The sequence below is a fragment of the Pseudomonas sp. JV245A genome, from assembly GCF_032424515.1.
GTDB lineage: Bacteria > Pseudomonadota > Gammaproteobacteria > Pseudomonadales > Pseudomonadaceae > Aquipseudomonas > Aquipseudomonas protegens.
The window spans coordinates 1-25755 of sequence record NZ_VYKE01000047.1 but is presented as its reverse complement, the minus strand read 5'-3'; the positions used below and the strand labels follow the sequence as shown (position 1 = coordinate 25755).

General features: G+C 64.2%; 27 protein-coding genes. 10 read left to right on the top strand and 17 right to left on the bottom strand.

Annotation, left to right across the window (positions count from 1 at the left end):
* Window positions 1–388 precede the first annotated feature (388 nt).
* A complete protein-coding gene (locus F6S12_RS15230; RefSeq protein WP_011060757.1) occupies window positions 389–925 on the top strand; it encodes a DUF4174 domain-containing protein in 537 nt (178 codons plus the stop codon).
* A 75-nt stretch (window positions 926–1000) separates the two neighbouring features.
* Here F6S12_RS15230 and F6S12_RS15225 read toward each other — a convergent pair whose 3' ends face one another.
* On the bottom strand, window positions 1001–2176 hold the full coding sequence (locus F6S12_RS15225; RefSeq protein WP_093408902.1) for an aspartate aminotransferase family protein: 1176 nt from the start codon (window positions 2174–2176) through the stop codon (window positions 1001–1003).
* A 100-nt stretch (window positions 2177–2276) separates the two neighbouring features.
* Here F6S12_RS15225 and F6S12_RS15220 point away from each other — a divergent pair, with 100 nt between their 5' ends.
* Window positions 2277–3224: a LysR family transcriptional regulator gene (locus F6S12_RS15220; RefSeq protein ID WP_315869043.1), complete on the top strand. Its 948-nt coding sequence runs from the start codon at window positions 2277–2279 to the stop codon at window positions 3222–3224.
* Here the strand turns inward: F6S12_RS15220 and F6S12_RS15215 are convergent.
* From F6S12_RS15215 to F6S12_RS15205, 3 genes are read right to left on the bottom strand one after another with little or no spacing between them, the layout of a single operon-like run.
* On the bottom strand, window positions 3176–3682 hold the full coding sequence (locus F6S12_RS15215) for an NUDIX hydrolase (RefSeq protein ID WP_315869042.1): 507 nt from the start codon (window positions 3680–3682) through the stop codon (window positions 3176–3178). The two genes, F6S12_RS15220 and F6S12_RS15215, sit on opposite strands and share 49 nt — an antisense overlap.
* 8 nt (window positions 3683–3690) lie before the next feature.
* On the bottom strand, window positions 3691–4398 hold the full coding sequence (locus F6S12_RS15210; RefSeq protein WP_011060761.1) for an NUDIX hydrolase: 708 nt from the start codon (window positions 4396–4398) through the stop codon (window positions 3691–3693).
* Window position 4399: 1 nt separating this feature from the next.
* Window positions 4400–4945 (bottom strand): adenylyltransferase/cytidyltransferase family protein, encoded by a 546-nt coding sequence (locus F6S12_RS15205; protein WP_053150835.1) that lies wholly within the window; start codon window positions 4943–4945, stop codon window positions 4400–4402.
* 183 nt (window positions 4946–5128) lie between these two features.
* Between F6S12_RS15205 and F6S12_RS15200 the strand changes: the two genes are divergently transcribed.
* The 3 genes from F6S12_RS15200 to nadE are packed head-to-tail and all read left to right on the top strand — an operon-like array spanning window position 5129 to window position 7856.
* Complete coding sequence (locus tag F6S12_RS15200) at window positions 5129–5776, top strand: nicotinamidase (RefSeq protein ID WP_315869041.1); 648 nt, start codon at window positions 5129–5131, stop codon at window positions 5774–5776.
* Between the two features lie 9 nt (window positions 5777–5785).
* Window positions 5786–7015: a nicotinate phosphoribosyltransferase gene (gene pncB / locus F6S12_RS15195; RefSeq protein ID WP_077933899.1), complete on the top strand. Its 1230-nt coding sequence runs from the start codon at window positions 5786–5788 to the stop codon at window positions 7013–7015.
* A 1-nt stretch (window position 7016) separates the two neighbouring features.
* The gene (nadE, locus tag F6S12_RS15190) at window positions 7017–7856 is read left to right on the top strand and encodes an ammonia-dependent NAD(+) synthetase (protein WP_152686134.1); all 840 of its coding nucleotides are present in this window, start codon (window positions 7017–7019) and stop codon (window positions 7854–7856) included.
* A 132-nt stretch (window positions 7857–7988) separates the two neighbouring features.
* Here the strand turns inward: nadE and F6S12_RS15185 are convergent, their stop codons facing one another.
* The 10 genes from F6S12_RS15185 to F6S12_RS15140 form a co-directional block, all read right to left on the bottom strand.
* Complete coding sequence (locus F6S12_RS15185; RefSeq protein WP_077933901.1) at window positions 7989–8456, bottom strand: hypothetical protein; 468 nt, start codon at window positions 8454–8456, stop codon at window positions 7989–7991.
* Window positions 8449–8859, bottom strand: coding sequence for a GFA family protein (locus F6S12_RS15180; protein ID WP_077933902.1), 411 nt, complete (start codon window positions 8857–8859; stop codon window positions 8449–8451). Before F6S12_RS15180 ends, F6S12_RS15185 begins: the two co-directional genes overlap by 8 nt.
* Window positions 8859–9380 carry a hypothetical protein gene (locus F6S12_RS15175; protein WP_015635213.1) on the bottom strand — a complete coding sequence of 174 codons (522 nt, stop codon included), beginning with the start codon at window positions 9378–9380 and terminating at the stop codon, window positions 8859–8861. The genes F6S12_RS15180 and F6S12_RS15175 overlap by 1 nt, the downstream gene beginning before the upstream one ends.
* On the bottom strand, window positions 9377–9898 hold the full coding sequence (locus F6S12_RS15170) for a hypothetical protein (protein ID WP_015635214.1): 522 nt from the start codon (window positions 9896–9898) through the stop codon (window positions 9377–9379). The genes F6S12_RS15175 and F6S12_RS15170 overlap by 4 nt, the downstream gene beginning before the upstream one ends.
* Window positions 9895–10560, bottom strand: coding sequence for a hypothetical protein (locus tag F6S12_RS15165; protein WP_015635215.1), 666 nt, complete (start codon window positions 10558–10560; stop codon window positions 9895–9897). The genes F6S12_RS15170 and F6S12_RS15165 overlap by 4 nt, the downstream gene beginning before the upstream one ends.
* A gap of 158 nt (window positions 10561–10718) precedes the next feature.
* On the bottom strand, window positions 10719–11735 hold the full coding sequence (locus F6S12_RS15160; RefSeq protein WP_169893688.1) for a DUF2628 domain-containing protein: 1017 nt from the start codon (window positions 11733–11735) through the stop codon (window positions 10719–10721).
* Window positions 11736–11847: 112 nt separating this feature from the next.
* Entirely contained in the window at window positions 11848–13161 is a 1314-nt protein-coding gene (locus F6S12_RS15155) for an NAD(P)/FAD-dependent oxidoreductase (RefSeq protein WP_169893690.1), read from the bottom strand.
* Between the two features lie 137 nt (window positions 13162–13298).
* Window positions 13299–14663: a glutamine synthetase family protein gene (locus F6S12_RS15150; protein ID WP_161466987.1), complete on the bottom strand. Its 1365-nt coding sequence runs from the start codon at window positions 14661–14663 to the stop codon at window positions 13299–13301.
* Between the two features lie 643 nt (window positions 14664–15306).
* Complete coding sequence (locus F6S12_RS15145) at window positions 15307–15966, bottom strand: methyltransferase family protein (RefSeq protein WP_161466988.1); 660 nt, start codon at window positions 15964–15966, stop codon at window positions 15307–15309.
* An 84-nt stretch (window positions 15967–16050) separates the two neighbouring features.
* Window positions 16051–16947, bottom strand: coding sequence for a LysR family transcriptional regulator (locus tag F6S12_RS15140; RefSeq protein WP_053157810.1), 897 nt, complete (start codon window positions 16945–16947; stop codon window positions 16051–16053).
* A 161-nt stretch (window positions 16948–17108) separates the two neighbouring features.
* On the opposite strand from F6S12_RS15140, the gene F6S12_RS15135 reads away from it, so the two are divergent.
* The 3 genes from F6S12_RS15135 to F6S12_RS15125 all read left to right on the top strand — a co-directional run bounded on the left by F6S12_RS15135 (window position 17109) and on the right by F6S12_RS15125 (window position 20325).
* Window positions 17109–17750, top strand: coding sequence for a hydrolase (locus F6S12_RS15135; protein WP_011060773.1), 642 nt, complete (start codon window positions 17109–17111; stop codon window positions 17748–17750).
* A 114-nt stretch (window positions 17751–17864) separates the two neighbouring features.
* A complete protein-coding gene (locus F6S12_RS15130) occupies window positions 17865–18443 on the top strand; it encodes an antibiotic biosynthesis monooxygenase (RefSeq protein WP_011060774.1) in 579 nt (192 codons plus the stop codon).
* A gap of 31 nt (window positions 18444–18474) precedes the next feature.
* On the top strand, window positions 18475–20325 hold the full coding sequence (locus tag F6S12_RS15125) for an amidohydrolase (RefSeq protein ID WP_161466989.1): 1851 nt from the start codon (window positions 18475–18477) through the stop codon (window positions 20323–20325).
* 156 nt (window positions 20326–20481) lie between these two features.
* Here the strand turns inward: F6S12_RS15125 and F6S12_RS15120 are convergent, their stop codons facing one another.
* Complete coding sequence (locus tag F6S12_RS15120) at window positions 20482–20811, bottom strand: hypothetical protein (protein ID WP_053157821.1); 330 nt, start codon at window positions 20809–20811, stop codon at window positions 20482–20484.
* 568 nt (window positions 20812–21379) lie between these two features.
* Between F6S12_RS15120 and F6S12_RS15115 the strand changes: the two genes are divergently transcribed.
* Window positions 21380–23740, top strand: a complete 2361-nt coding sequence (locus F6S12_RS15115; RefSeq protein ID WP_161466990.1) for a DNA polymerase II — start codon at window positions 21380–21382, stop codon at window positions 23738–23740.
* 6 nt (window positions 23741–23746) lie between these two features.
* On the opposite strand, the gene F6S12_RS15110 is transcribed toward F6S12_RS15115, so the two are convergent.
* Both F6S12_RS15110 and F6S12_RS15105 read right to left on the bottom strand, forming a co-directional pair.
* Entirely contained in the window at window positions 23747–24076 is a 330-nt protein-coding gene (locus tag F6S12_RS15110; RefSeq protein ID WP_053150870.1) for a DHCW motif cupin fold protein, read from the bottom strand.
* Window positions 24077–24115: 39 nt separating this feature from the next.
* The gene (locus tag F6S12_RS15105) at window positions 24116–24412 is read right to left on the bottom strand and encodes a hypothetical protein (RefSeq protein ID WP_053150873.1); all 297 of its coding nucleotides are present in this window, start codon (window positions 24410–24412) and stop codon (window positions 24116–24118) included.
* A gap of 256 nt (window positions 24413–24668) precedes the next feature.
* Here F6S12_RS15105 and F6S12_RS15100 point away from each other — a divergent pair.
* Window positions 24669–25755 (top strand): serralysin family metalloprotease (locus tag F6S12_RS15100; protein WP_315869040.1); only part of this gene is annotated, 1087 nt, incomplete at its 3' end.

Below are 25755 nucleotides of genomic sequence, written 5' to 3'. Positions count from 1 at the left end.
TTGATTGTTGCCGGAGGTTCTGCGAGTGGTTCGTTTCAATGGTTGTTAAGAGCGCTGGAGTTGTGTGGGTTGAATGTGTCGTGCAGCGGTTCTTATAAACAACCCAGGGCCGCTGTTGTATTGATTCGAATATTAAAGAGCGGGCGCAAGGCTGTTGGCGCGAGTGCTGCAGGGGCGTAATTGTCGGGCTGCATATGCAACAAAACCTTACCGCGAACCTGGTTGTGCCGACCGCTGGAAGGGCGCGAGCCCCGGTCGTGCGCGGCCTGTGGCAAGCCGAAGACCAGCGCTGCGCCGTGGGCAAAAAAATGTCAGATTTTGAGTCCCGGCCTGGACCTTTTCCCGCAATGCGCAATCATTACTGCGTGGAAAACATAAGGAGAGACGCATGTTCATTCGGTCATTGACCTTCGCTACTCTGCTCGCTGTTGCCGGCCCTGTCCTGGCGGCCGACAACGACGGCCCATTGACCCAGGACCTGGGCAAGTCACGGCCACTGATCGTGATTGCCCCCAGCACCGTGGACCCGACCCTGGTGAGCCTGAAGAAGTCCCTGGAAGAGCCGGCCACCCGTCAAGCCTTCAACGAACGCAACATGGTCCTGTACACGGTGATCAACACCATCGGCCAGCGCGATGGCAAGGACATCGACCCGCAATCCACCATGGCCCTGATCCGCAGCCTCAAGCTGGGCGCCGGGGCGCAGACCAAGGTGATCCTGGTGGGCAAGGACGGCGAGAAGAAGCTGGAGCACTCCGGGGCCATCGAGCTCAAGGAAGTCTTCAGTGCCGTCGACCAGTTGCCGGCGGCGGAGAAACAGGCCGCAGCGCCGGCTCCGGCCCCCGAGCCGGAGGCCAAGCCGGCCAATGCCAAGGCCGGCAAGGCGGCCAAGCCCGCCGCAGCGCCCAAGGCGCTGGACGACTGAAGCCCATGGGCGGAGGCCGGGGCAGGCGCTGACCGCCCCGGTGCCTGCCGACTGCATTGCCCCGCCTCGCCCAGGCTAGAGCGCCTCCAGGGTCTGACGCAGCCCATCGACGATCATCTCCACTTCCTGCCCATCGATCACCAAGGGTGGCAGCAGGCGGATGGTGGTGCCCCGGGTGACATTGATCAGCAGCCCGTGGTCACGGGCGGCGACCTGCACCAGCTCTCGGGCCGGCTGTCGCAGTTCGATACCCACCATCAGCCCCAGCCCACGAATCTCCCGCACCGCCGGATGCGCCGCCAGTTCCTCGCGCAGCCGCCGCAGCAGTTGGGCACCGCGCTGTTCGGCGTTGGCCAGCAACTGCTGGTCCTCGATGACGTCCAGTACGGTGCAGGCCGCGCGGCAGGCCAGAGGGTTGCCGCCGAAAGTGCTGCCGTGGCTGCCCGGGGTAAACAGCTGGGCAGCCTTGCCCCGGGCCAGGCAGGCGCCGATGGGAATGCCGTTGCCCAGGCCCTTGGCCAGGGTCATCACATCCGGCACCACGTCTTCGTGCTGGCAGGCAAACCAGCGCCCGGTGCGGCCGATACCGCTCTGGATCTCGTCGAGCATCAACAGCCAGTTGCGCCGGGTGCACAGCTCGCGCACGGCCTTGAGGTAGCCGGGTGGGGCCAGCTGGATGCCGCTTTCCCCCTGGATCGGCTCCATCAATACGGCACAGATGCGTGGAGCATGCTCGGCGACGGCCGATTCCAGGGCGGCCAGATCGCCGAAGCGCACCTTGAGAAAACCGCCTGGCAACTGGCCGTAGCCCAGGCGCACTGCCGGGCCGTCGCTGGCGGCCAGGGTGGCCAGGGTCCGGCCATGAAAGGCGTTTTCCATGACCACCACCAGGGGCTGCTCGATGCCTTTGTGCCAGGCGTGCAGGCGTGCCAGCTTGAGGGCGGTCTCGTTGGCCTCGGCCCCGGAATTGTTGAAGAACGCCCGGTCCATGCCGCTCAATCGGGTCAGCTTGGCGGCCAGTTGCTGCTGCCAGTGGATGTCGTAGAGGTTGGAGCTGTGCAGCAGCAGGCCGGCCTGTTCGCTGATGGCGCCGACCAGCCGTGGGTGGCTGTGGCCGATGCCGGTCACCGCGACCCCGGCGATGGCGTCCAGGTATTCTCGCCCGGCCTGGTCCCAGAGACGGCTGCCCAGGCCTTTGCAGAAGCTCAGCGCGAGGGGTTGGTAGGTGCTCATCAGGCAGGCGGCGGTCATGGCGGGTAGCTCCATCTTGGGGGTGTGCTATCAGTATCGTTAGCCACCCAGGCTAGATAAACTCGCTATTTCTTTAATCATCTTGAAGTCAGGGTTGATAATGGATCTGTTCCAGGCAATGTCGGTGTACGTCAAGGTGGTGGAGGCGGGGAACATGACCGCCGCGGCCCGGGAGTGCGGCATGTCCACCACCATGGTGGGCAATCACCTGCGGGCCCTGGAGCAGCGCCTCGGGGTGCGTCTGCTCAACCGCACGACACGGCGCCAGCGGCTTACCGATTTTGGCCGTGATTACTACCAGCGCTGCCTGGCGGTGCTGGGGCTGGTGGCGGATTCCGAGCGCCTGGCGGAGCAGGTCCAGGGCGAACCCACCGGCACCTTGCGCATCACCGCACCCCTGACCTTCGGCACCGAACGCCTGGCGCCAGCGCTGGACGAGTTCCGCCAGCGCTGCCCCCAGGTCAAGGTCGAGCTGACCCTGGCCAACCAGCGCTTCGACCTGACCGATGGCACCTTCGATTTGGCGGTGCGCCTGGGCAACCTGGACAACGCCTCGCTGATTGCCCGGCGCCTGCAGGACTACACCCTGACGATCTGCGCTGCGCCGGAGTATCTGGAACGCTGCGGCACGCCGCAGGTCCCCGAGGACCTGCAGCGGCACAACTGTCTGGCATTCGCCTATCCGGCCGGTGATGAGTGGAGCGCCACCGCCACCCTGTGGCCGTTGCGCGGGCCTGAAGGCGATGTGCAGGTTCCGGTGTCGGGGTCGTTGCTGACCAACACCTCGTCCGGCCTGCATCGTGCGGCGCGGGGTGGCCTGGGGCTGGTGATGATGCCCGATGCGCTGGTGGAGGAGGACCTGCAGCAGGGCCGGCTGGTGCCGGTGCTGCAGGACTATCAGTTGCCCTTTCGGACGATGCACCTGCTCTATGCCCAGGACCGCTATCGCTTGCCCAAGCTGCGCAGCTTTGTCGACTTCGCCCTGGAGAAGTGGGGGCGTCAGGCCGACTCGCTGGCCAGCAGCATCATTGCTGCCGACAGCGTGTGACCGTCGGTGATCTGGCCGGCGGCGATCATTGCCAGCAACTCCTGGCGGCTGGCCCACAGCACATGGTCCACTTCGCCATCGGTGGCGGCGGCCTGCTGCTCGGCGATCTGCACCTGGCACACCGCCACGGCGCTGGCGATCAGCGAGGTGTTGCTGTGCAGCAGCCCCAGCTGGCGTACCTCTGAGGCTTGCCAGCCGGTTTCCTCCAGCAGTTCCCGGGCCGCCGCGTCGCAGGCGCTTTCCCCGGCATCGATGGCGCCCCGGGGAAACTCGATGGACTGGGCGCCGATGGCCCGGCGCCGCAGGTTGACCAGCATCAGTCGGCCATCGGCCAGGGTCGGCACGGCCACGACGCCGTTCACCGCCTGGGCTTCCTTGATGATGAAGTAGCCGTTCTCACGGACCACCTTGAAGTACGGGGTTTGCAGCAGGCACTGGGTGTCGGGGGTGGAACTCATGGGGGCTATCACTCCAGGAAACAACGATCGAACAAATACAGCTCGGCGGGCTTGAGCTGCTCCACGGTGGCCTGGGGCCGGCCGCCGTCGCCGCTCTTCTTGCGCCCGGTGTCGCGCAGGTAGCCGGCCTCGCTCATCTTCAGCAGGCGCTGGCGGATGCTGGTCTTGAGCACCGGACGCTGCAGCACCAGGGAGAAGATGCTCACCGCCTCGGGGGCGCTGAACTCGTTGCCGAGAAACATCAGCGGCAGGCTGCTGTACAGGGATTTGGAAAACAGCCGCTCGTGCACCTGGGCTACCAGGGCGTTGTGGTCGAAGGGCAGCTTGAAGGCACCGCTGGCCACCTCGCCGAGGGCGAAGAAGCCCTGTTGCGCGGCGGGCTCCACCGGCTCGCTGAGGATCCCCAGGTAGAAGGTCGAGGACGACCAGCAGCGCGGGTCGCGAAAGGCGTCGCCCACCGTGCCCACCTGTTCCAGCCAGGCCAGGGGCATGTCCACCTTGCTCGAACGGCGCAGGCGTTCCACCGCGTCATTCAGGCTGCGGTCTTCGACGTCGCCGTTGACCACGATGCCCGGCAGCGCCCAGTGCCCGGCGAAGGGCTCGGCATCCCGTTGATGGAGGAGGATCTGCAGCTCGCCGCGTTCGCGGTGATAGCGCAGCAGGCACAGGTCGATGGTGTGCAGGTAGGCGCTGGGGAGGGTGGTGCGGTCGTGCATATCAACTTCCGTGGACGGCGTAGAGGCCGTAGTTTAGCGGATTCATTCCCGGGGCCAGCCATTGCCTGGGCGGCGTTTCGCCACGGGCCAGGCATTGGCGCAACACGCTGCTGCGCACCCCGGGCTGCTCTTCGATGCAGAGGATGGAAAAGCGCCGCAGCAGTTCCTCGCCGCGATGGAACCTGGGCAACTGGCGCGCCACGTCTTCGCCCACCACCAGGGCGATGCGTTTGCCGTCCAGGGCCAGGTCGTCGGCCAGGCGTTGCAACAGGGTGAAGCTGTAGACCGGGCCCGGGTCTGCCAGGGCCAGTTGCCGTTCCAGGCGGCTGACCGCCAGCTCGGCGTCGCACTCTGGCTGCAGGTGCGCGGTGATTGCCTGCAACCAGCCGGCGCGCTGCTCGAAGTCGGCCATGCGCTTGCCGTCCGGGTGGCGGAAGCTGGGCACTACCAGTACCCGGCGGGCATGGCGGGCGGCTTCGAGCATCACCTGGGCGTGCCCGGCGTGGGGCGGGTTGAAGGCGCCGCCATAGAGGGCCAGTTCAAACATCTGCTTTTCCTCGTTTGGTACATGACGTGTACCTTAGCATCGCTTTTGTCAGTGGGAAATAATCTTCTGCACCTTATTTGTGCGTGGTTATTGAATTTGGTTCGAGAAAAATAAAACCTGCAGGGTCTTGCTATGAAAGTACATGACATGTACTTTGTGCTCCATGCAGAGGAGAGACCCAGCATGAACAGCCAAACGATGAAGACCGCTTCCTTCGATGTCGATGCACAAAAGAGCTTTACCCCGCTGTGCCCGGACGAGTTGCCCGTGACCGAAGGCGATCGCATCGGCGGCGAGCTGAATTTCATGGCGACCCTGGCCAGCCTGCGCATCGGCAGCAAGGACGCCCACAGTCCCCGGGCTCCCTGGGTGGTGGCCGGGCACGACCAGATGCTCCAGCCCACGGGCCTTGAACATGCCGATCTGACCTGGGTCAGCCACTGCGTTCCGGGCACTGAAGGCTTCACCCTTTTGGACGAACTGCCTGCGCCCTATGACTACGACTACTTCGTGTGGAAGGGCGTGGAGCCTGACCTGCACCCCTATGGCGCCTGCTACCACGACCTGCACGGCAAGCTGTCGACCGGGGTCATCGAGTACCTCAACAGCCAGGGCGTGGAGCAGATCATCGTCGGCGGCCTAGCCCTGGATTTCTGCGTCAAGACCACCGCCCTGCAGCTGGCCGCCGCCGGCTTCAAGGTGATCATTCACCTGCCGGCCTGTCGCGCCATCAGCGCCGAGGGGGCTGCCCAGGCGATCGACGACATGCAACGAGCGGGCATCGCGGTTGCCGCGACCCGCGAAGAAACCGCCAGACTGGCCAAGGCTTGAGGAATCATCATGGAAAGTGCATTCGACCGTAACAACGGCGTGATTCAGAGCCTGCTGGACACCGACTACTACACCTTCACCATGATGCAGGCGGTGTTGCACCAGCACCCCAATGTGGACGTGGAATACCAGTTCATCGTTCGCTCCAAAGAGTCCCTGGTGCACCTGATCCCCGAGATCCGCCAGGAACTGGAAAAGCTCGCCGGCCTGCAGATGCGCGAAGGCGAACAGCGCTTTTTGTTCAACAAGCGCTTTCGTGAATACCTGACCCCTGACTTCGAACAGTTCCTCGGTCTGTTCCGCTTCAACCTGCGTTACATCCACGTGGCGGCGGTCGACGGCCAACTGAGCATCCGCGTCCGCGGCCCGATGCTGCACTGCATCATGTTCGAGCAGCCGGTGCTGGCCATGGTCAGCGAGTTGCGCAACCGCGATAAGTACCCCGAGGTGGAGCTTGAGGATGTCACTCGCCGGCTCTATCAGAAGTTCGAATGGCTGGAGAAAAACGCCAGCCGCGACGAGCTTGCCGAGTTCCGCGTTTCGGATTTTTCCACCCGCCGGCGCCTGTCGTTCAAGGCCCAGCGCGAAGTGGTGAAGATCATGCGCAGCGATTTCCCCGGGGTCTTCGTCGGCACCAGCAATGCGCACCTGGCCTATGAGTTCGACCTGCCACTGATCGGCACCATGGCCCACCAATGGCTGATGGTGCACCAGCAACTGGGGCGGCTGCGCGAGAGTCAGAATGCGGCCCTGGAGAACTGGGTGCACGAGTACCGCGGGCGCCTGGGCATTGCCCTGACCGACTGCATCAGCACCGATTTCTTCCTCAAGGACTTCGACCTGTATTTCGCCAAGCTCTACGACGGCCTGCGCCAGGATTCCGGGGACCCGATCCTCTGGGCCGACAAGGTCCTGGCCCGCTACCGGGAACTGGGCATCGACCCGCGGACCAAGGACTTGATGTTTTCCGATGGCCTGAACTTCGAGAAATGCCTGCCGATCCTGCGCCACGTGCGTGGCCAGGCCCGCTTCGGTTTCGGCATGGGCACCAGCCTGGCCTGCGATGTGGAGGGCGTGGAGCCGCTGAGCATCGTGATGAAGCTGGTGCGGGTGCATGGCGAACCGGTGGTGAAGTTCTCCGACGACCCGATCAAGAACGTCTGCGAAGATCCGTCGTTCCTCCGGTACGCGGCCCAGGTGTTCAACGTCGATCTTGCCCACTCGCCCCTGGAGGCCTGACATGAGCAATTCAATCCAAGCACGCATCGCCCGGGAACTGGGCATTGACCGGCAACTGGTTCGCGGTGGCGAGGCTGCCGAGATCGCCCGGCGTGTGGCCTTTATCCAGCAGGTACTGCGCGAGTCCGGCTGCAGCACCCTGGTACTGGGCATCAGTGGCGGGGTGGATTCCCTGACCGCCGGCCGCCTGTGCCAGTTGGCGGTGGAGCAGATGCGCGCCGCGGGGCAGGAGGCCCGTTTCATCGCCATGCGCCTGCCTTATCGGCAGCAGGCGGATGAAAGTGATGCCCAGGCTTGCCTCGACTTTATAGGCCCGGACGCGGTGAGCACTTGCAACATTGCCGACAGCGTCGAGGGCCTGATGAACCAGGTGCGGATCGACGGCCTGCAGCCTTCGCCGGCCCTCACGGATTTCGTCAAGGGCAACGTCAAGGCCCGGGCGCGGATGCTGGCCCAGTACGCGGTGGCCAACTTCAGCAACGGCCTGGTGGTGGGCACCGACCACGGCGCCGAGGCCCTGATGGGTTTCTTCACCAAGTACGGCGACGGCGCCTGCGACCTGGCCCCGCTGTCGGGGCTGACCAAGACCCAGGTGCGGCTGCTGGCCGAGGCCCTCGGCGCGCCAGGGCATCTGGTGTACAAGGCGCCCACCGCGGACCTGGAGGAACTGGCGCCGGGCAAGCTGGATGAAACAGCTTACGGTTGCAGCTACGCAGAAATTGACGCCTACCTGATGGGCGAGCCCGTTACCGACGCGGTGCGCCAGTTGATCGAGCGTGCCTACCTGCGCACTGCCCACAAACGCGCCTTGCCCCACACCCCGGCGATAGCTGGCCTGTAGCAACGGACTTGTGTGGTCCGCCGAATCGCCTTCGCCGGCAAGCCGGCTCCTACAGGCAGCGCTGCACCCAATACCGTAGGAGCCAGCTTGCTGGCGAAGGGGCCCGGAGCAGCACCGTCACCCTTTGAGCGTTCAATCCGGCCATCTGCGCAACGCCTCACGGCAATCCTCGGTCAGCTCCGGCATATGCTCCCGTACCTGCGACCAACCCAATATCTCCAGCGCCTCGCGGGCGCCTTCTCGCAGCGGTCGCCATTGCGGGTGTTCGAAGCCGTTGTCTTCCAGGGTCAGGCCGTAAGCCTCCCGGCACAGTACTTCACAGCCGCTTAACAGTGCTTGCAAGCGCGGCAGCAAGTGCGGCGCCAGATGCAGCGGAAACTGCTTCACAAAACCAGCGAGATAGTCCAGATAGCCAGACCACAGATTGCACTCGGCACAGCAACCGACCTCCACCCGTTGTCGCTTGGCGTCCAGGGCGAGAAATTCCAGGGCCAGGCCCAGTTCTCCCAACAGGATGATCCTTCGGTATTCGTCCTGGCCGTACCAGGTCCAGACGTTCGAGGCGAGGGGGGAGGTGCAGCGCGACGGTGCTTCACTCATGCTGTCCGCCTTTATCCTGCGTTGTCGGTGCGGGCTGCCAGCCCTCGGGCCAGCGGTCGCTGAACGAATGGCTGTGCGGCATCAGGGCCGGGTCGCGGTTGTCATCGAAGCAGCCCAGGAGCAAGGCAATGGTCGGCTGATCATCGATGGCCCCCAAGGAGCTGCCGCAAGCCCGGCAAAAGGCCCGGCTCGAATAGTCCGACGACCTGAAGGTCGCCGGTGCGCCGCCAGGGCCGGTCCAGGTCACCCGCTCTCGGGGGAATTCGACCCACGCCAGCGTCAGCGCGCCGCTGTGGCGCTGGCACAGTTTGCACGAGCAGGTATGGGGATTGGCGGCAGGCCCCTGGGCCTCGAAGCGAATCTGCCCGCACAGGCAGCCGCCCTGGTACAGGCTGGCAGTCATCAGCGTGGGTTCTCCTGAGGAATCAAACGGTCCTTTTCCAAATCGCGCAGCAGTTCATCGAGCATCTCTCTGCGACTTTCGATCTGCACCGGCGGTACATACCAGGCCGCCACACTATAGCCTTCACGACGGTAGTCGTAGGTCTTGAGCAGTTGGCCGTCCTTGAGCAGGCTGCCGCGCAAGTTGCTCTGGTAGGAGTAGGGCATGGGGAAGGTCAGCAGGGTGATGGCATTTAACGCGCCAAGCAGTCCCGCACTCTTGCCTCCAGGCTCGCTGATCAGGAGGCTGTAGCCGCTGCGACTATAGCCACCATCGAGAAAGGAGAAGGCTCCAGTTTGACGCAGGGCGGCGATGGTCTCCCGTTGCTCCTGTTCGTCGAAGCGACTTTTCACCGGGCCCAGGTCCAGGGTCAGCGGTACATAGGGATGTTGACTGCGGTAGTCCAGCGGCGCCATTCGGGTGCCACAACCGGTGATGATCAGTGCGCTGCACAGCAGGGCGGTCAAACCTATGGGGTTCATTGGGCCTGACTCGCGGTTGGCAACAGTTGATCCTGACGCAGATCGCCAGCAAAGGCGCGGGCGATGCGCTGGATATTCTGCTCTTGCATTTCACCGCCTTGATCCAGCAGCCAGGTGTATTTATGCGTCAGGTTGCGATAGCTGTAGCGCTTGAGGAGCTTGCCCTCGTGCAGCAGGCTGATGTCGGTGTGGGTGTCGATGCCATTGGAGAGCGGCATCAGGAACAGAGTGGCGGCACTGAGGAAGATCAACGGCATTGGCGGCATGTCCCGCTCGGACTTGAATTGAATTCGGGCGCTGTAGTCGCCAGCTTGTCCGGCGCCGGTCTGGACATCTTCGAACACCCCGGTGGCACGCAAGGCGTTACGTAACTCAGCGGCGCGTAATGGGTCATCGACCATCACATGCAGGGGCATCAAATAGGCTTGGCCATCCGTCAGCGGACGGTCCGGCAAGGTGTCGGTTGCCGCGCAGCCCGCGAGCAGCACAAGGGCGCAAAGGCTCAGGCAGGATTTCATGGATGAATCTCCGCAGTGGCGTTGGCTGGGCTGGTTTGCTTGTCGACGGGAAGGATGAAGGGCTTGGCCTTGTCCAGATCCAGCGGCATCCATTGCAGCTCCGGCAGCCCCGGTACCTGGCGCTGGGCAATCACGGCGTCACGGGGCATCTGATTGCTCCAGGCAAAGAAGCACTGGGTCACTTGGCTGCAGACCGAGCGAAACTCGCCGATGTAATACGCCTTGCCCGCCTCCAGGCGCAGCGGCAGTACGAACTCTTCGCGCGCTTCCTGGGATTGCAGTCGTGAGCCGAGCCCCGGGGTGTAGACCATGGACCAGAACTGGAAGTTGTAGAACTCGTAGTCACCCGGTTTGAGCGGCATGACAAATACACTGCCGGCGGCGCGGGGTTCATGGATGTCCTCAGGCGTTGGTCGTGGGTCGCCCTCCCAGAGTGCCGCGGCGCCATTGATTGAGCCGCGCTTGCGAATCAGCAGGCGCAGGTTGGTGGCGGCACCGCCGCCGCCCAGGTACTGCGGGCCAATAGCGCCCACCAGATAGGTCGTGGGTTCGTTGGCTGCGGGTTGCAGAGGGGCGCTGACGATGGCGGCGGGTTGGCTGATGCAGCCAGAAACTATGCTGGTGGCCAGCAGCAAGGACGAAGCCTTGAGTACGCGGAACATGGGGAACCCTGAAAGTGACTTTGGACAAGGCGCAGGTAGGGAGGGAGGTATGAGTGTCTGTACATGGCCTTCCCTGGCGCCGCTCGTGAGCGGCGCGATGGTACGAGAACCTTAGGGCTTTGTGTAGCGCGTTACCCGGAATGACCTGCCCGGCGGCGCTATTGACCGAACCCCGGCGCTGCCTCTTCGACCTTTCTTTTGTACTGCACCTTGGCTTGGTCGGGGTTGCAGGACAGCAGGGCATCGACCTGGACAAAACCCTTGGACAGCACCTGCCTTTCTCGCCACAGGTTGCCGCACGCGCCGAATACCCCGGCGCTGAGCAGCCAGCCCAGGGCGAACCCGTGGTGGCCGGCGCCTGTATCAGGGATCAGCAGGGTCAGGCCCAGGGCAGCCAGGGTGAGGCCGGTCACCCAGTACAGGCTGACGCAGTACGACCAGAGTACGGTGAGAAAGCAGGCGGCAAAATTGAAGCCGATGGCCACGGCTTCCAGTTCGCCCTGGGGGTTGCGATAGAGGCGGTAGAGGCGTTTGTGTTGTTCCTCTAGGTCCTGGTTGATCCGCTTCTCACGCTCGGCGATCTGGATTTTCTCCGTAGCGCTGAGGTCGCTGTCATCGAAGATTTCCTTGAAGGTTTCTTCCAGAAGGTAATAGCCGGTGTAGGCGCTGGAATGGCCTGTGAGGTACAGGGCGTCGACGCGATAGCGGCGGTTGAGCTTCAACTGGGTGTCGCCACTGAAGAAGCTGCAGGCCGAGGTCTGGATGTGCAACCAATGCTTGCCAAAGCTGTATTCGATATAGGGCTTGCCGCCGCTCCGAACCCAGCGGCGGTCGAAGTAGCCTTCCAGTTGCTCCACCTTCACGCCCGTGATGTCGGTCCTGGGTTGCGCCTGGGCGTTGAGCCACTTGGCGGTGCACCAGCCACCGACCATCAGGCAGAGGAAGGTGCACAGGATGACCTTGGCGAACAGCGGGCCATCCAGCAGGCAGATGAGGATGAGGCAGGGGAGCAGCAGGATGCCCGAGAGGACGCAGGTGGTTTCAACATCAGCCTTCCACGCGCGGGTCAGGTCTTGATTGATGCGGTCGATTCTTTCCTGGTCGAGGACTCGGATAACGGCGGTCTCGCTGGGCCCAAGCCTCAGGCTTGGGCGGGTCTTTAAAAGACGAAGCACAGGGACCGCCCGCGGGTTCGGGGCGGTCCATGCCTTCGAGGGGCGGGCAGCCTGCTGAACAGGGGGCGGTTCAGCAAGTCGGTTCAGCGGCCCGCGGATGCTTGCCCGGCCCTCAGCGCAGTTTCTCCAGCATCTGGTAGTACCACATGCCCGCCGCCAGCATCGGGTTGCCCAACTGGTCGCCGAAGGGCACGCGGATGTGCTGGCAGGCGGCGAAGGTGTCGTAGTGGCCGAGGTGGCCGGTCAGGGCCTGGGCCATGATCTCGCCCATGATATGGGTGGTGGCCACGCCGTGCCCGGAGTAGCCCTGGCAGTACCAGACGTTGTCCGAGAGCTTGCCCAGTTGCGGGATGCGGTTGATCACGATGCCCATGGCGCAGCTCCACTGGAAATCGATGCCTACGCCCTTGAGCGCCGGGAAGGTGCGTTCGATGCACGGGCGCAGTTCGCCGGCGATGTCCCGCGAGTCCTTGCCGCTGTAGTTGGCGCCGCCGCCGAACAGCAGGCGGCCGTCGGCGGTCATGCGGTAGTAGTCGAGCACGAAGCGGCAGTCGTAGACCGCCAGGTCCTCGGGGTTGAGGCGCCTGGCCAGGTCGCCCAGGGGCTCGGTGGTGACGATGCCGCCCATGGCGGGGAAGATCTTGCCCTTGAGTTTCTTCGGTTCCAGCTTGTGGTACACATCGCCCGCCAGCAGCACTTGCCGGGCGTCGATGCGGCCCTGGGCAGTGACCACCGCCGGGCGCTCGCCGTGGATGATCTCCAGCACTTCGCTGTGTTCGAAAATCAGCGCCCCCAGGCTTTCGGCAGCCCGGGCTTCGCCGATGCACAGGTTCAACGGATGCAGGTGTAGGTTGCGGGTGTTCTTGATGGCGCCGTGGTAGACCTCGCTTTCCAGCAACCCGCGGACCTGGGCCCGGTCCAGCAGGCTGACCTCGTCGCCCATGCCGCGGCGCACCGCTTCTTCGTAGTCGGCGCGCAGGCCCGGCAGGTGGCTGGGCTTGTAGGCCGCGTGCAGGTGGCCGTGCTTGAGGTCGCAGGCAATGGCGTATTTTTCCACTCGCTGCTGGATGATCTGGTGCCCGCGCCAGCGCAGGTGCCAGATGAAATCGTCCACTTCCTCGCCCAGGTGGCGGCGCATCTGCTTGCGCATGGCTTCATCGCCGGAGAGGCTGCCGGTGACCTGGCCGCCATTGCGCCCGGTGGCGCCCCAGCCGATCTTGTGGCTTTCGACGATGGCGACTTTCAGGCCGCGCTCGGCCAGTTCCACCGCGCTGGCGACGCCGGTGAAGCCGCCGCCGATGATCACCACATCCACTTGATGAGTGCCTTGCAGGGTCGGGTAGTGGGTTTCCTGGTTCAGGGTGGCGCTGTAGTAGCTGGGGCAGCGCTCGGCTGCCGGGGTCCGCGGATCGAAGGCGGCTGTCATGGGTAGAACCTCGCAAAAAAGTGAGCCGGGCCGCTGCGGGCAGGCAGCGGCCAGGGCTTTGAAATCGGTCGATGGGCCGGCGGGTCCGGCACGCAATGGATGCGCCTGAGCCCTGCGCGGCAGAGCGGTAACGGACCTCAGGTCTGGGTCAGGTACCAGCGCCAGTCCTGCTCGCCGACTTCGGCCATGAACTGGCGGTACTCGGCACGCTTGACCGCCAGGTACACACCGAGGAATTCGGAGCCCAGGGCATCCCGTGCCCAGGCCGATTGCTCCAGGGCCACCAGCGAGGTCAGCCAGTCGGTGGGCAGCAGTTCGGTGGCCTGGGCGTAGCCATTGCCCTGTACCGGCTCGCCGGGGTCGAGGTTTTCCCGCAGGCCGCGATGGATGCCGGCGAGAATCGCCGCCGCTGCCAGGTAGGGGTTGGCGTCGGCACCGCAGATGCGGTGCTCGATGTGCCGGCTATTGGCCGGGCCGCCGGGCACCCGCAGGCTCACGGTGCGGTTGTCGACGCCCCAGGTGGGGGCCAGGGGCGCGTAGCTGTTGCTCTGGAAGCGCCGGTAGGAGTTGGCGTTGGGGCAGAACAGCAGCAGCGACTCCAGCAGGGACGCGAGCATGCCACCCACCGCCTGGCGCAACAGCGGGGTGCCGGCCGGGTCCTGGCTGGCGAACAGGTTGCGGCCCGCGGCGTCGGCGATGCTCACGTGCATGTGCATGCCGGTGCCGGCCAGGTGATCGAAAGGCTTGGCCATGAAGGTGGCCTGCATCCCGTGCTTGTGGGCCACGGCCTTGACCAGGCGCTTGTAGCGCACGGCCTGGTCCATGGCTTCCAGGGCGTCGCCGTGTTCCAGGGTGATCTCCACTTGCCCGGGGGCGTATTCGGAGATCGCCGTGCGCGCCGGAATGCCTTGCAGCTTGCAGGCGGCGTAGAGGTCGGCGAGGAACGGTTCGATCTGCTCCAGCTCGCGCAGGCCGTAGACCTGGGTGCTGCGCGGGCGACCGCCATCGGCGTCCAGCGCCGGTTGCGGCCGGCCATTGCCGTCGCGCTTGGCGTCCAGCAGGTAGAACTCCAGCTCGCAGGCCATCACCGGGTGGTAACCCTCGGCCTTGAGCCCGTCGATCACCTTGATCAGCAGGTGGCGCGGGTCGGCGATGCTGGCGGGCAGGCCCTCCTGGGGGTGCATGCTGACCTGCACCGCGGCGGTAGGGATCTGCCGCCAGGGCAGGCGTACCAGGCTGCCGGCCAGGGGGTAGGCACGGCAGTCGATATCGCCCACATCCCAGACCAGGCCGGAGTTCTCCACGTCATCGCCGTTGAGGGTCAGGCCAAGGATGGTGCTGGGCAGGGGCCGGCCGCTTTCGTACACCGCCAGCAGTTCTTCGCGGTGCAACAGCTTGCCCCGGGGCACGCCGTTGGCGTCGAGAATGAACAGCTCGATCATGTCGATATCGGGGTTGGCGGCGAGGAAACTCCGGGCTTCGTCTAGGGCTGCAAAATTCATGTTTGTGCTCGCTTGGCGCCCGTGGGGCGCGCAGGTTTTCAGGTCCTGCAACGACGCCGCGCACGGGCCGGTTGCAAGGGCAGAAATCAGGTCTGGGAGGGACCACGCAGGAGCGCGATCAGGCCAGCGGCGAGTGATCCGGAGGGCGTGAGGAATGGCGCAGGCGGGAACGGCACAGGGCCATGGGCAGGTTGACCAGAAGCTTCATGGGCAGGGCCTGTCCAGGAAGAGAAAACCGATGACGCCAGCGCGCACCTCATGCACCTCACAAGGGCGTTGGGCAGGGTGCAGCGGGGAGTGGCAGGGCAGTGCGATGCGAGCGTCGACAAGCGTACCACCGCCAAGGGGCGGGGCCGTGGAGCGGGTGCAGGCCAATCCGTGGAACGGGCTCTGGGGATGCATCTGCCGGGTGATCTCGCTGTCGAGTTCGGGGTGATTATTCTTGGTTTACACCGGGCGCTGGAGGATGCGAACTGCTGCGGCGAGCCTCCAGGGCGGATCAATACTGCAAGAAAGCGCAGGCCAATGTAAGGGGGGTAAAGGGCGCAAGCCCCTTGGCATGGGGCTTTCGCTCATGGTGAAAACCGCGTGCTAGAGCGGCGCGTCCCGGCTGCCAGGCGTGTCTGATTTTTTTTACAGAACCTTAGTAGAGGCCCGGCAGCAGGCGCCAGCTGCGGGCGCAATAGGCCTCGTATTCATCGCCGAAATGCTTGAGCAACAAGGCCTCCTCGGCATGAATCCGCGCAATCAGCGGGATCAGGGTCAGTGCTGCCAGCAACAACCCCAGCCCCGAGCGAAACGCCAGGGCCCAACCCAGGGCATTCACCAGCAGGCCCAGGTAGCTGGGGTTGCGCAGGTGGCGGTAGAGGCCGTCCACCACCAGGCGGTGGTTGGGCTGGATCGCCACCAGCCCGCTGAAGCGCCGGCCGAGGATGAACACCGGCCACAGCCGCAGCCCGCCGCCGAGGATGAACAGCAAGGCCCCGAGCCAGCGCAGGCCTTCGCCGCCGAAGGTGCAGAAATCGATGCGGTCGCTGTAGGCCGGGACGAAGCCGCTCAACAGGCCGATCACCCCGAACACCGGCAGCACCCAGCGGTTGCCCTGGTCTTCCTGCTCGCCGCTGCTCAGGTTGACTTCGCTGTACAGCGCGGCGACCACCATCAGCAGGGTGGCGATGGCGATCAGGGTCAACTGTGGATGGCCGAAGAAGGCGGAGAAACCGCCCATGCCCCAGATCGCCAGGCCCAGGTAGGCGAGGGCACCGAGGATGCTGGAAACGGCCAGCCTGAGGGAGATTTTCATGATCCGTTGCGCCAGTAGCGGGAACCTGTGTTGAGTGTAGGAGCCCGCCTGCGGGTGAAGGCGTACGTTCGTCCGCTACAAGGTTCAGCCCGTGGTTTTCTGGGTCAGGTGCCCCGCCAGAAAGTCGATGAAGGCCCGGGTCTTCTGCGGCACCCGCCGCGCCGAGGGGTAGACCACGTTGATGCTGATGGGCGGCGCCTGCCATTCGCAGAGCACCGGCACCAGGCGCCCGGCCGCCAGGGCGTCCTCGACGATGAAATCCGGCAGCAGGGCGATGCCCATGCCGGCCTCGGCGGCCTGGGCCAGCAGGTCACCATTGTTGGCGTGCAGCGGCCCGGTGACATGCACCCGCTGCACGTCACTGCCGTTGCTCAATTGCAGGCTGACGCCGCTTTGCAGGTAGCCATAGTTCAGGCACTGGTGGCTGCTCAGGTCCTTGGGCTGGCGCGGGATGCCGGCGCGGGCCAGGTAGGTGGGGGAGGCCACCATGATTCGCGGTGCCGGTGCCAGCTGGCGGGCCACCATGGACGAGTCCGGCAGGCTGGCAATGCGCAGGGTGACATCGAAGCCGCCGCGCAGCGGGTCCACCTGCTGGTCGCTGAGCACCAGTTGCAACTCGATCAGCGGATGCTGTTCGTGGAACAGCGGCACCAGCGGCCCGAGCCGACGCAGACCGAAGGACATCGGTGCATTGACTCGCAGCACTCCGCGCAACTCGGCGATGCCATCGCGCGCGCGCTGTTCGGCCTCGTCCACCGTGGCTAGTACTTCCCGAACGCTTTCGTAGTACTCGGCACCGGCTTCGGTCAGGCGCAGGCTGCGGGTGGTGCGTTGCAGCAGTTGCACGCCGATGGCTTCTTCCAGCGCCTGGATCTGTTTGCTGACCTTGGAACGGGGTACGTCCATGGCGCGGGCGGCTGCGGCAAAGCCGTTTTCGTCGACGGTGACGACGAAGGCGCGCATGCATTCGATACGGTCCATGATTGTCCCTGTTTTAGAATCAATGATTCTCGATTTTAGGTAATTGTTCCTTTTTCTGCCAGGCCCTAGATTAGCCACCAAGCCGGACGCCACGGGGCGCAAGCAGCGCCATCAGCCGGTCATGTTCGACCCTCACTCTCTGACTGCAAAAGGAACGCGCCATGTCCATTCGTGAATTGCTCAACCCGACCAACTCCGCCCTGATCCTCATCGACCACCAGCCGCAGATGGCCTTCGGCGTGCAATCGATCGATCGCCAGACCCTGAAGAACAACACCGTGGCCCTGGCCAAGGCGGCCAGGATCTTCAACGTGCCGAGCATCCTCACCTCGGTGGAGACCGAAAGCTTCAGCGGCTACATCTGGCCGGAACTGCTGGCGGTGTTTCCCGGCCAGCAGCCCATCGAGCGCACGTCGATGAACTCCTGGGAAGACCGCAAGCTGGTGGAGGCGGTGAAGGCCACCGGGCGCAAGAAACTGGTGATGGCGGCGCTGTGGACCGAGGTCTGCCTGACCTTCCCGGCGCTGGAGGCCATGGCCGAAGGTTATGAGGTGTACATCGTCACCGACGCTTCTGGCGGCACCAGCCAGGAGGCCCACGACATGGCCGTGCAGCGGATGATCCAGGCCGGCGCGGTACCGGTGACCTGGCAGCAGGTGCTGCTGGAGTACCAGCGCGACTGGGCGCACAAGGACAGCTACGACGCGGTCATGGGCCTGGTACTGGAACACAGCGGTGCCTACGGCATGGGCGTGGACTATGCCTACAGCATGGTGCACAAGGCCCCGCAACGTCAGCTGTAGGCGCCGCCTGGCCGGCGAATGCGATCGCACCCACCGCTTCGCTGGCAAGCCAGCGCTTACGGGCCTTAACTGTGATGCGCAAATGCATCTCCTCGCAGACCCTGGAGCCTTCTGATGAACATCGAACTCACCGACGGTGTCGTGACCCTGCTGGTCCGTCACCGGATCAAGCAGGGCCAGGATCAGGCCTATGAAACCTGGCTGCGGCAGATCATCGCCAAGGCCCGCAGCTATCCGGGGCACCTGGGCATCGACGTGGTGCGTGGCCACAGCGGCGGCCTCGGGTTGTTCACCAGCGTGCTGCGCTTTGCCAGCACCGAACAGTTGCAGCACTGGCTGGATTCCGCCGACCGCCGCGAGCTGGTGCAACAGGCCCAGCACCTGCTGGCCGACGGTGACCAGACCGAAATCAACGCCGATCGCGAATTCTGGTTCACCCCCCAGGACGGCGGTGCACCGACCCCGCCACCGCGTTGGAAACAGGCGTGTGTGACCTTCCTGGTGATCCTGCCGCTGAGCTTCCTGGTGCCGCAATTGTGGAAACCGCTGTTCGCCCAACTGCCCTGGCTTGGCGGCTATGTGCCGGCCACGGTGCTGATCACCCTGAGCATCGTGCTGCTGGTGGTCTACGTCTTCATGCCCCGGGTCACGCGCCTGTTCAGCCGTTGGCTGCAGCCACGTAGTGCGGCCTGATTCCTTCTCGACCTTCGTTTGGAGCAATGCCATGAAACCCGATGCAATTGCCGACCTGATTCTGTTCAACGGCCGCCTGCACACCGTGGACCGGGCCAAACCCCGGGCCAGCGCGGTGGCGATCAAGGACGGGCGCTTCATCGCCGTGGGCAATGATGCCCAGGCCATGGCCCTGCGCGGCGCCGAGACCCAGGTCATCGACCTCATGGGGCGCACGGTGATCCCCGGGCTCAATGACTCGCACTTGCACCTGATCCGCGGCGGCCTGAACTACAACCTGGAGCTGCGCTGGGAAGGCGTGCCGTCCCTGGCCGACGCCCTGCGCCTGCTCAAGGAACAGGCCCTGCGTACCCCGGCGCCGCAGTGGGTACGGGTGGTGGGCGGCTGGAACGAATTCCAGTTTGCCGAGAAACGCATGCCGACCCTGGAAGAGCTGAACCAGGCGGCGCCGGATACCCCGGTGTTCGTCCTGCACCTGTATGACCGCGCCTTGCTCAACCGCGCCGCGCTGCGAGTGGTGGGCTACGACCGCAACACGCCGAACCCGCCGGGGGGCGAGATCGTCCGCGATGGCAACGGCAACCCCACCGGCATGCTGATCGCCCGCCCTAATGCGATGATTCTGTACGCGACCCTGGCCAAGGGGCCCAAGCTGCCGTTGGAGTACCAGGTCAACTCGACCCGCCAGTTCATGCGCGAGCTCAACCGCCTGGGGGTCACCAGCGCTATTGATGCCGGCGGCGGCTTCCAAAACTACCCCGACGACTATCAGGTGATCAACCAGTTGGCGGCCCAGCAGCAACTGACCGTGCGCATCGCCTACAACCTGTTTACCCAGAAGCCCAAGGAAGAACTGGCGGACTTCAAGCACTGGACCTCCAGCGTCACCTACGGCCAGGGCGACGACTTCCTGCGGCACAACGGGGCAGGGGAGATGCTGGTGTTTTCCGCTGCGGATTTCGAGGACTTCCTCGAACCGCGTCCCGACCTGCCGCAGAGCATGGAGCAGGAGCTGGAACCGGTGGTGCGCCACCTGGTGGAGCAGCGCTGGCCGTTCCGCCTGCACGCCACCTACGATGAATCCATCTCGCGGATGCTCGATGTGTTCGAAAAGGTCGACCGCGACATTCCTTTCAACGGCCTGCCGTGGTTCTTCGATCATGCGGAAACCATCAGCCCGAAGAACATCGAACGGGTGAGGGCCCTGGGCGGCGGCATCGCGATCCAGGACCGCATGGCCTTCCAGGGCGAGTACTTCGTCGAGCGCTACGGCGCCAAGGCCGCTGAGATGACCCCGCCGATCCAGCGCATGCTCGCCGAAGGCGTCCCGGTGGGCGCCGGCACCGACGCCACTCGAGTCTCCAGCTACAACCCCTGGACCTCGCTGTACTGGATGGTCAGCGGCCGGACTGTCGGCGGGCTGGAGCTGTACCCCCAGGGCCTGAGCCGCGATACCGCGCTGGAGCTCTACACCCACGGCAGCGCCTGGTTCTCCTCGGAACAGGGCAAGAAGGGCCAGATCAAGGTCGGGCAACTGGCGGACCTGGTGGCCCTGTCGGCGGACTACTTCAGCGTCGAGGAAGAGGCGATCAAGTGGATCGAGTCCCTGCTCACCGTGGTGGATGGCAAGGTGGTGCATGCCGCCGGTGACTTCGAAAAACTGGCCCCACCGAGCCTGCCGGTGACCCCGGACTGGTCGCCGGTGGCCAAGGTGCCTGGGCATTGGAAGCCCAACGCACCGTTGCAGAACCGGGTGCACCAGTGCAGCGGCCCGTGCGCGGTGCATGCCCACGGGCACCAGAAAGCGCGCATGTCCAACGTACCGGTGAGTGACTTCCAGGGGTTCTGGGGGGCGTTTGGGTGTTCGTGTTTTGCGTTCTGAGCTGTAGGAGCTGGCTTGCCAGCGAAGGCGGTTTCAAGGCTAACACCGCTTTCGCTACGGGTTTGAAATTGGCTTCAATAAAAATGGGCGCTCATGAAGAGCGCCCATTCAATTGTTTAAACAACTAGTTGGTGATTAACGAATTGATCGCGTTACTTAGCAGAACCGATCAATAACCCGAACTTCCGATTTATCCCGCAGCGATTGCCATTCGGCTTTCAGGGTCTCAAGGACCCGGCCGATGAAGTCCTTGTCGGCTGCGGCTTTCTTGCCGACGTAGCCCTGGCCGCGGCGGTACATCTTCAGGCGGGCCGCGAGGTCCCGGTTGTTCTGGTCGAACTCTGCTTCATGGCTATGGGGCGACAGGCAGTCGATATGCACTTGGCCCGACTTGGCGACCCACAGGATGTGGCTGTCGTGGCTGTCTTTCTGTGCGGCGAACATACGTGCCAATTCATCAATAGTGGGTTGGTTATTAAGATTCATTTGTAGCCCCCTTGACCATTTATCGATCTATCTAAGTTGATTCGCTAATTCATCTTGCTACGTCGGTAAGTTGAACCCTGATACCGGAAACAGGGCGACAGAGGGTGTCTGTCGGATAAAGATAAGGCCCAGAGCCTGATGCGTGTAGTTGCCTTGATTAACTGCTACGCAATAGCGTCACAACGAAGAGAAGCAGCGTAAACCTGGATGAAGCTGCCGACATTCCCACCATCGGCCACAAGCATCTTGAAGAGTTTTCGCCGGCTTCCCGTCTTGGTACTGGACGGTCAATGCCAGGTCAGTTTCATCAATCTGCCTTGTGGGCAGTACACATCCGGGTCACAGCTCGGCGGTCAGACGAGCTTGCTCATAACACCTTTGCCTCGTCCCCCGATCGGGGAGACGTCTGCATCATGCAAGGCCGAAATCCTCTCGTCAACGGTTTTGTAGTGAAAATTTTCAGGCACTACATATTGTCTGACAAAAGCCGAAAAGCCATCATCCGGCCCCCCCAACGCGAGGCTGGGCAGGTAGAATCGGCGCCTTGAAATGTTCTGAGGTTGCAGCGGTGGATGTACAACAAGGCTTCGTCCTGACCCGGCACTGGCGCGATACGCCGGCGGGCACGCAAGTCGATTTCTGGCTGGCCACCGACCAGGGGCCGCGCCAGATCCGCCTGCCGTTGCAGACTTCCGTGGCCTTCGTCCCGGCGGCGCAGCGGGCCCAGGCCGAGCGCTTGCTGACCGACGACCCGGATGTGCAACTGCGCCCCTTGCAGCTGCGTGACTTCCACCAGCGCCCGGTGCTGGGCCTGTACTGCCCGCAGCACAATCAGCTGATGCGCCTGGAGAAGACCCTGCGGCGCGCCGGGGTCGAGGTATTCGAAGCCGATGTGCGGCCGCCCGAGCGCTACCTGATGGAGCGCTTCATCACCGCGCCGGTATCCTTCGGCGGCCAGCCCGGCCCCGATGGCTTGTTGCTGGAGGCGCAGATGAAGCCGGCGCCAAACTACCGGCCGAGCCTCAAGCTGGTGTCCCTGGACATCGAGACCAGCGAGCGCGGCGAGTTGTATTCCATTGCCCTGGAAGGTTGCGGCCAGCGCCAGGTGTACATGCTCGGCAAGGCCCGGGACGACGACAGTGCGGTGGATTTCGACCTGGAGTTCTGCGCCAGCCGCGAGCAGTTGCTGGAGAGGCTCAACCAGTGGCTGGCCGAGCATGACCCCGACGCGATCATCGGCTGGAACCTGGTGCAGTTCGACCTGCGCGTACTCCACGAACATGCCCGGCGCCTGGCGGTGCCGCTGCGCCTGGGGCGTGGTGGCGAGGAAATGCAGTGGCGCGAGCACGGCAGCCGTACCCACTATTTCGCCTCGGCCGCCGGCCGCTTGATCATCGATGGCATCGAGGCATTGCGTTCGGCGACCTGGAGCTTCCCTTCCTTCAGCCTGGAAAACGTCGCCCAGACCCTGCTGGGGGAGGGCAAGTCGATCGACAACCCCTACCAGCGCATGGACGAGATCAACCGCATGTTCGCCGAGGACAAGCCGGCCCTGGCCCGCTACAACCTCAAGGACTGCGAACTGGTGACGCGGATCTTCGCCAAGACCGAGTTGCTGACCTTTCTTCTGGAACGGGCCACGGTCACCGGCCTGCCCGCCGACCGCAGCGGCGGTTCGGTGGCGGCCTTTACCCACCTGTACATGCCGCTGATGCATCGCCAGGGCTTTGTCGCCCCCAACCTGGGCGAGCTGCCGCCCCAGGCCAGCCCCGGCGGTTTCGTCATGGACTCGCGGCCCGGGCTCTACGAGTCAGTGCTGGTGCTGGACTACAAGAGCCTGTACCCGTCGATCATCCGCAGCTTCCTGATCGACCCGGTGGGGCTGGTGGAAGGCCTGCGCCAACCGGACGAGCAGCATTCGGTAGCGGGCTTTCGCGGCGCGCGCTTCTCCCGCACCCGGCATTGCCTGCCATCGATCGTGACCCGGGTCGCCGAGGGCCGGGAAGTGGCCAAGCGCGAGCACAATGCGCCGCTGTCCCAGGCGTTGAAGATCATCATGAACGCCTTCTACGGCGTGCTGGGTTCCAGCGGTTGTCGCTTCTTCGACCCGCGCCTGGCGTCCTCCATCACCCTGCGTGGCCACGAGATCATGGCCCGCACCCGGCAACTGATCGAGGCCCAGGGGCATCAGGTGATCTACGGCGACACCGATTCCACCTTCGTCTGGCTCGGCGGCCTGCATGGCGAGGAGCAGGCAGCCCTGATCGGCCGTGCCCTGGTGGCCCACGTCAACCAGTGGTGGCGTGATCACCTGCAGCAGCAATACGGCCTGGAAAGCGCCCTGGAGTTGCAGTTCGAAACCCACTACAAACGCTTTCTGATGCCCACCATCCGTGGCGCCGAGGAGGGCAGCAAGAAGCGCTACGCCGGCCTGGTGCAGCGCGCCGATGGCAGCCAGGAGATGGTCTACAAGGGCCTGGAGACGGTGCGCACCGACTGGTCGCCCCTGGCCCGGGAATTCCAGCAGGAGCTGTACCAGCGCATCTTCCACCGCCAGCCCTACCAGGACTATGTGCGCGACTACGTGCAACGCACCCTGGCCGGGCAACTGGATGACCTGTTGATCTACCGCAAGCGCCTGCGCCGGCCCCTGGACGACTACGAGCGCAACGTGCCGCCCCATGTCCGCGCGGCGCGCCTGGCGGACGAATACAACCGCGAGCAGGGCCGCCCGCTGCAGTACCAGAACGGCGGCTGGATCAGCTACGTCATCACCCTGGCCGGCCCCGAGCCCCTGGAAAACCGCCGCGCGGCCATCGACTACGAGCACTACCTGACCCGCCAGTTGCAACCGGTGGCCGACGCCATCCTGCCGTTCGTGCAGGACGATTTCAGCACCCTGGTGGGTGGGCAGATGGGCCTGTTCTGAAGCGCTTCAATCCACCACGAACAGCTTGGCCCCCACGGCGGTGAAGGAGCGGTGCGGCTCGGCGTTGTCCGCCACCTGGTAGCTCATGCCCGGGGTCAGGACGAACCGCCGGCCGTCCTCCAGTTCGGTGTGCAGCTCGCCTTCCAGGCACAACAGGATGTGGCCCTTGGAGCACCAGTGGTCGGCCAGGTAGCCGGGGCTGTATTCCACCATGCGCACGCGAATTTCACCGAACTGCCGGGTGCGCCAGAAGGCGCTGCCGGTTTCGCCGCGATGCTCGGTGGGTTCGATGCTCGACCAGTCGGTGGTGGCGAAGGGAATTGCGCTGATGTGCATGCACGGCTCTTGAGGTTGTGAGGCAAAAGGGGAGAGGGCTCAGTCGTCCACGGCTTCGCAGAGACCACTGGCGCCATGCTTGTCGGTGTATTTGACGGTCACCGATTCGTCGTCCTCGACGCTGATGGACAGGCTGATTTCTGCCGTCTTGACCTGGAAATGCCGGTCATCCACGGCACTGTTCTTGACTGCTTTGCCGTTGATGTAAACCGGGCCGCCCTGGTCGGCGCTGACTGCCAGATTGCCCGGGCAGGAGACGTTGAACAGTGGAATGCCTTCGGCGTGGGCCGAGCCGGCAAGGATCAGCAAGGTGCCCAGAAACAGGATTTTGCGCATCACAGACTCCTATCCAAAGAGGGCCGCGGGGCCCCGGTGCGGTGTCTAGCCTATCCCTTGGCGCCCCCTCGTGCGAGTGGAAAATTTACCCCGTGCCAGAGCGTCCCGGGGGCTTTGTAGGACAAAAAAAACCGTGGACTCACGGCTGACGGATATGTCAGGTTTCCAGCGCCTCAATGGGCGAGTGATAGGACGATCTCGCAGGCGGGGTCGCAGCTGTCCTATCGGATTTTTTGTCTGGAACAAGGACGTAGCAATGTCAAAAGCACTCTCGGAAGCAGTCGGCAACGGCATCGATTCGGCCGCTCAGGCCAGCCATGCCTACCAGCAAGTTCTGGCCTTCAGCCACCTGTATGACCGTGGCGGCAGCGAGCTGGTGAACGGCAAGCCATCCTTCACCGCCGACCAGGCGGCGGATTCGATCCTGCGCAAAGGCCTGTCCTGGCACGACCAGAACGGCGACGGCAAGATCGACCTGAGCTACAGCTTCCTCACCGAAAAACCGGCCAACTACAACCCGGCCCTGGGCAGCTTCAGCGAGTTCAGCGCACTGCAAAAAGCCCAGGCGCTGCTGGCTCTGCAATCCTGGGCGGACGTGGCCAACGTGACTTTCACTGAAGCGGCCAAGGGTGGCGACGGCCACATGAGCTTCGGCAACTACAACGTCAGCACCGGCGGCGCGGCCTTTGCCTACCTGCCGTCCGGCAGCAGCTACGACGGCCAGTCCTGGTACCTGATCAACGACCAGTACCGGGTCAACGAAACCCCGGGCAACGGCAACTACGGCCGCCAGACCCTGACCCACGAAATCGGCCACAGCCTGGGCCTGTCCCACCCGGGCGTGTACAACGCCGGCAGCGGCAGCCCGACCTACAACGACGTGACCTACGCCCAGGACACCCGCGGCTACAGCCTGATGAGCTACTGGAGTGAGAGCAACACCGGGCAGGACTTCAGCAAGGACGGCGGCGGTGCCTACGCCTCGGCGCCGTTGCTGGACGATATCGTTGCGGTGCAGAAGCTCTATGGCGCCAACCTGGAAACCCGTGCCGACGACACTGTCTACGGCTTCAACTCCAACACCGGTCGGGACTTCTACAGCGCCCACAGCGCTTCGGACAAGCTGGTGTTCGCGGTCTGGGACGGCGGCGGCAACGATACCCTGGATTTCTCGGGTTTCACCCAGAACCAGAAGATCAATCTCAATGAAGGGGGCTTCTCCGATGTCGGCGGCCTGGTGGGCAACGTGTCCATCGCCCATGGCGTGACCGTGGAAAACGCCATCGGCGGCTCGGGCAATGACCTGCTGATTGGCAACGCTGCGGCGAACATCCTCGAAGGCG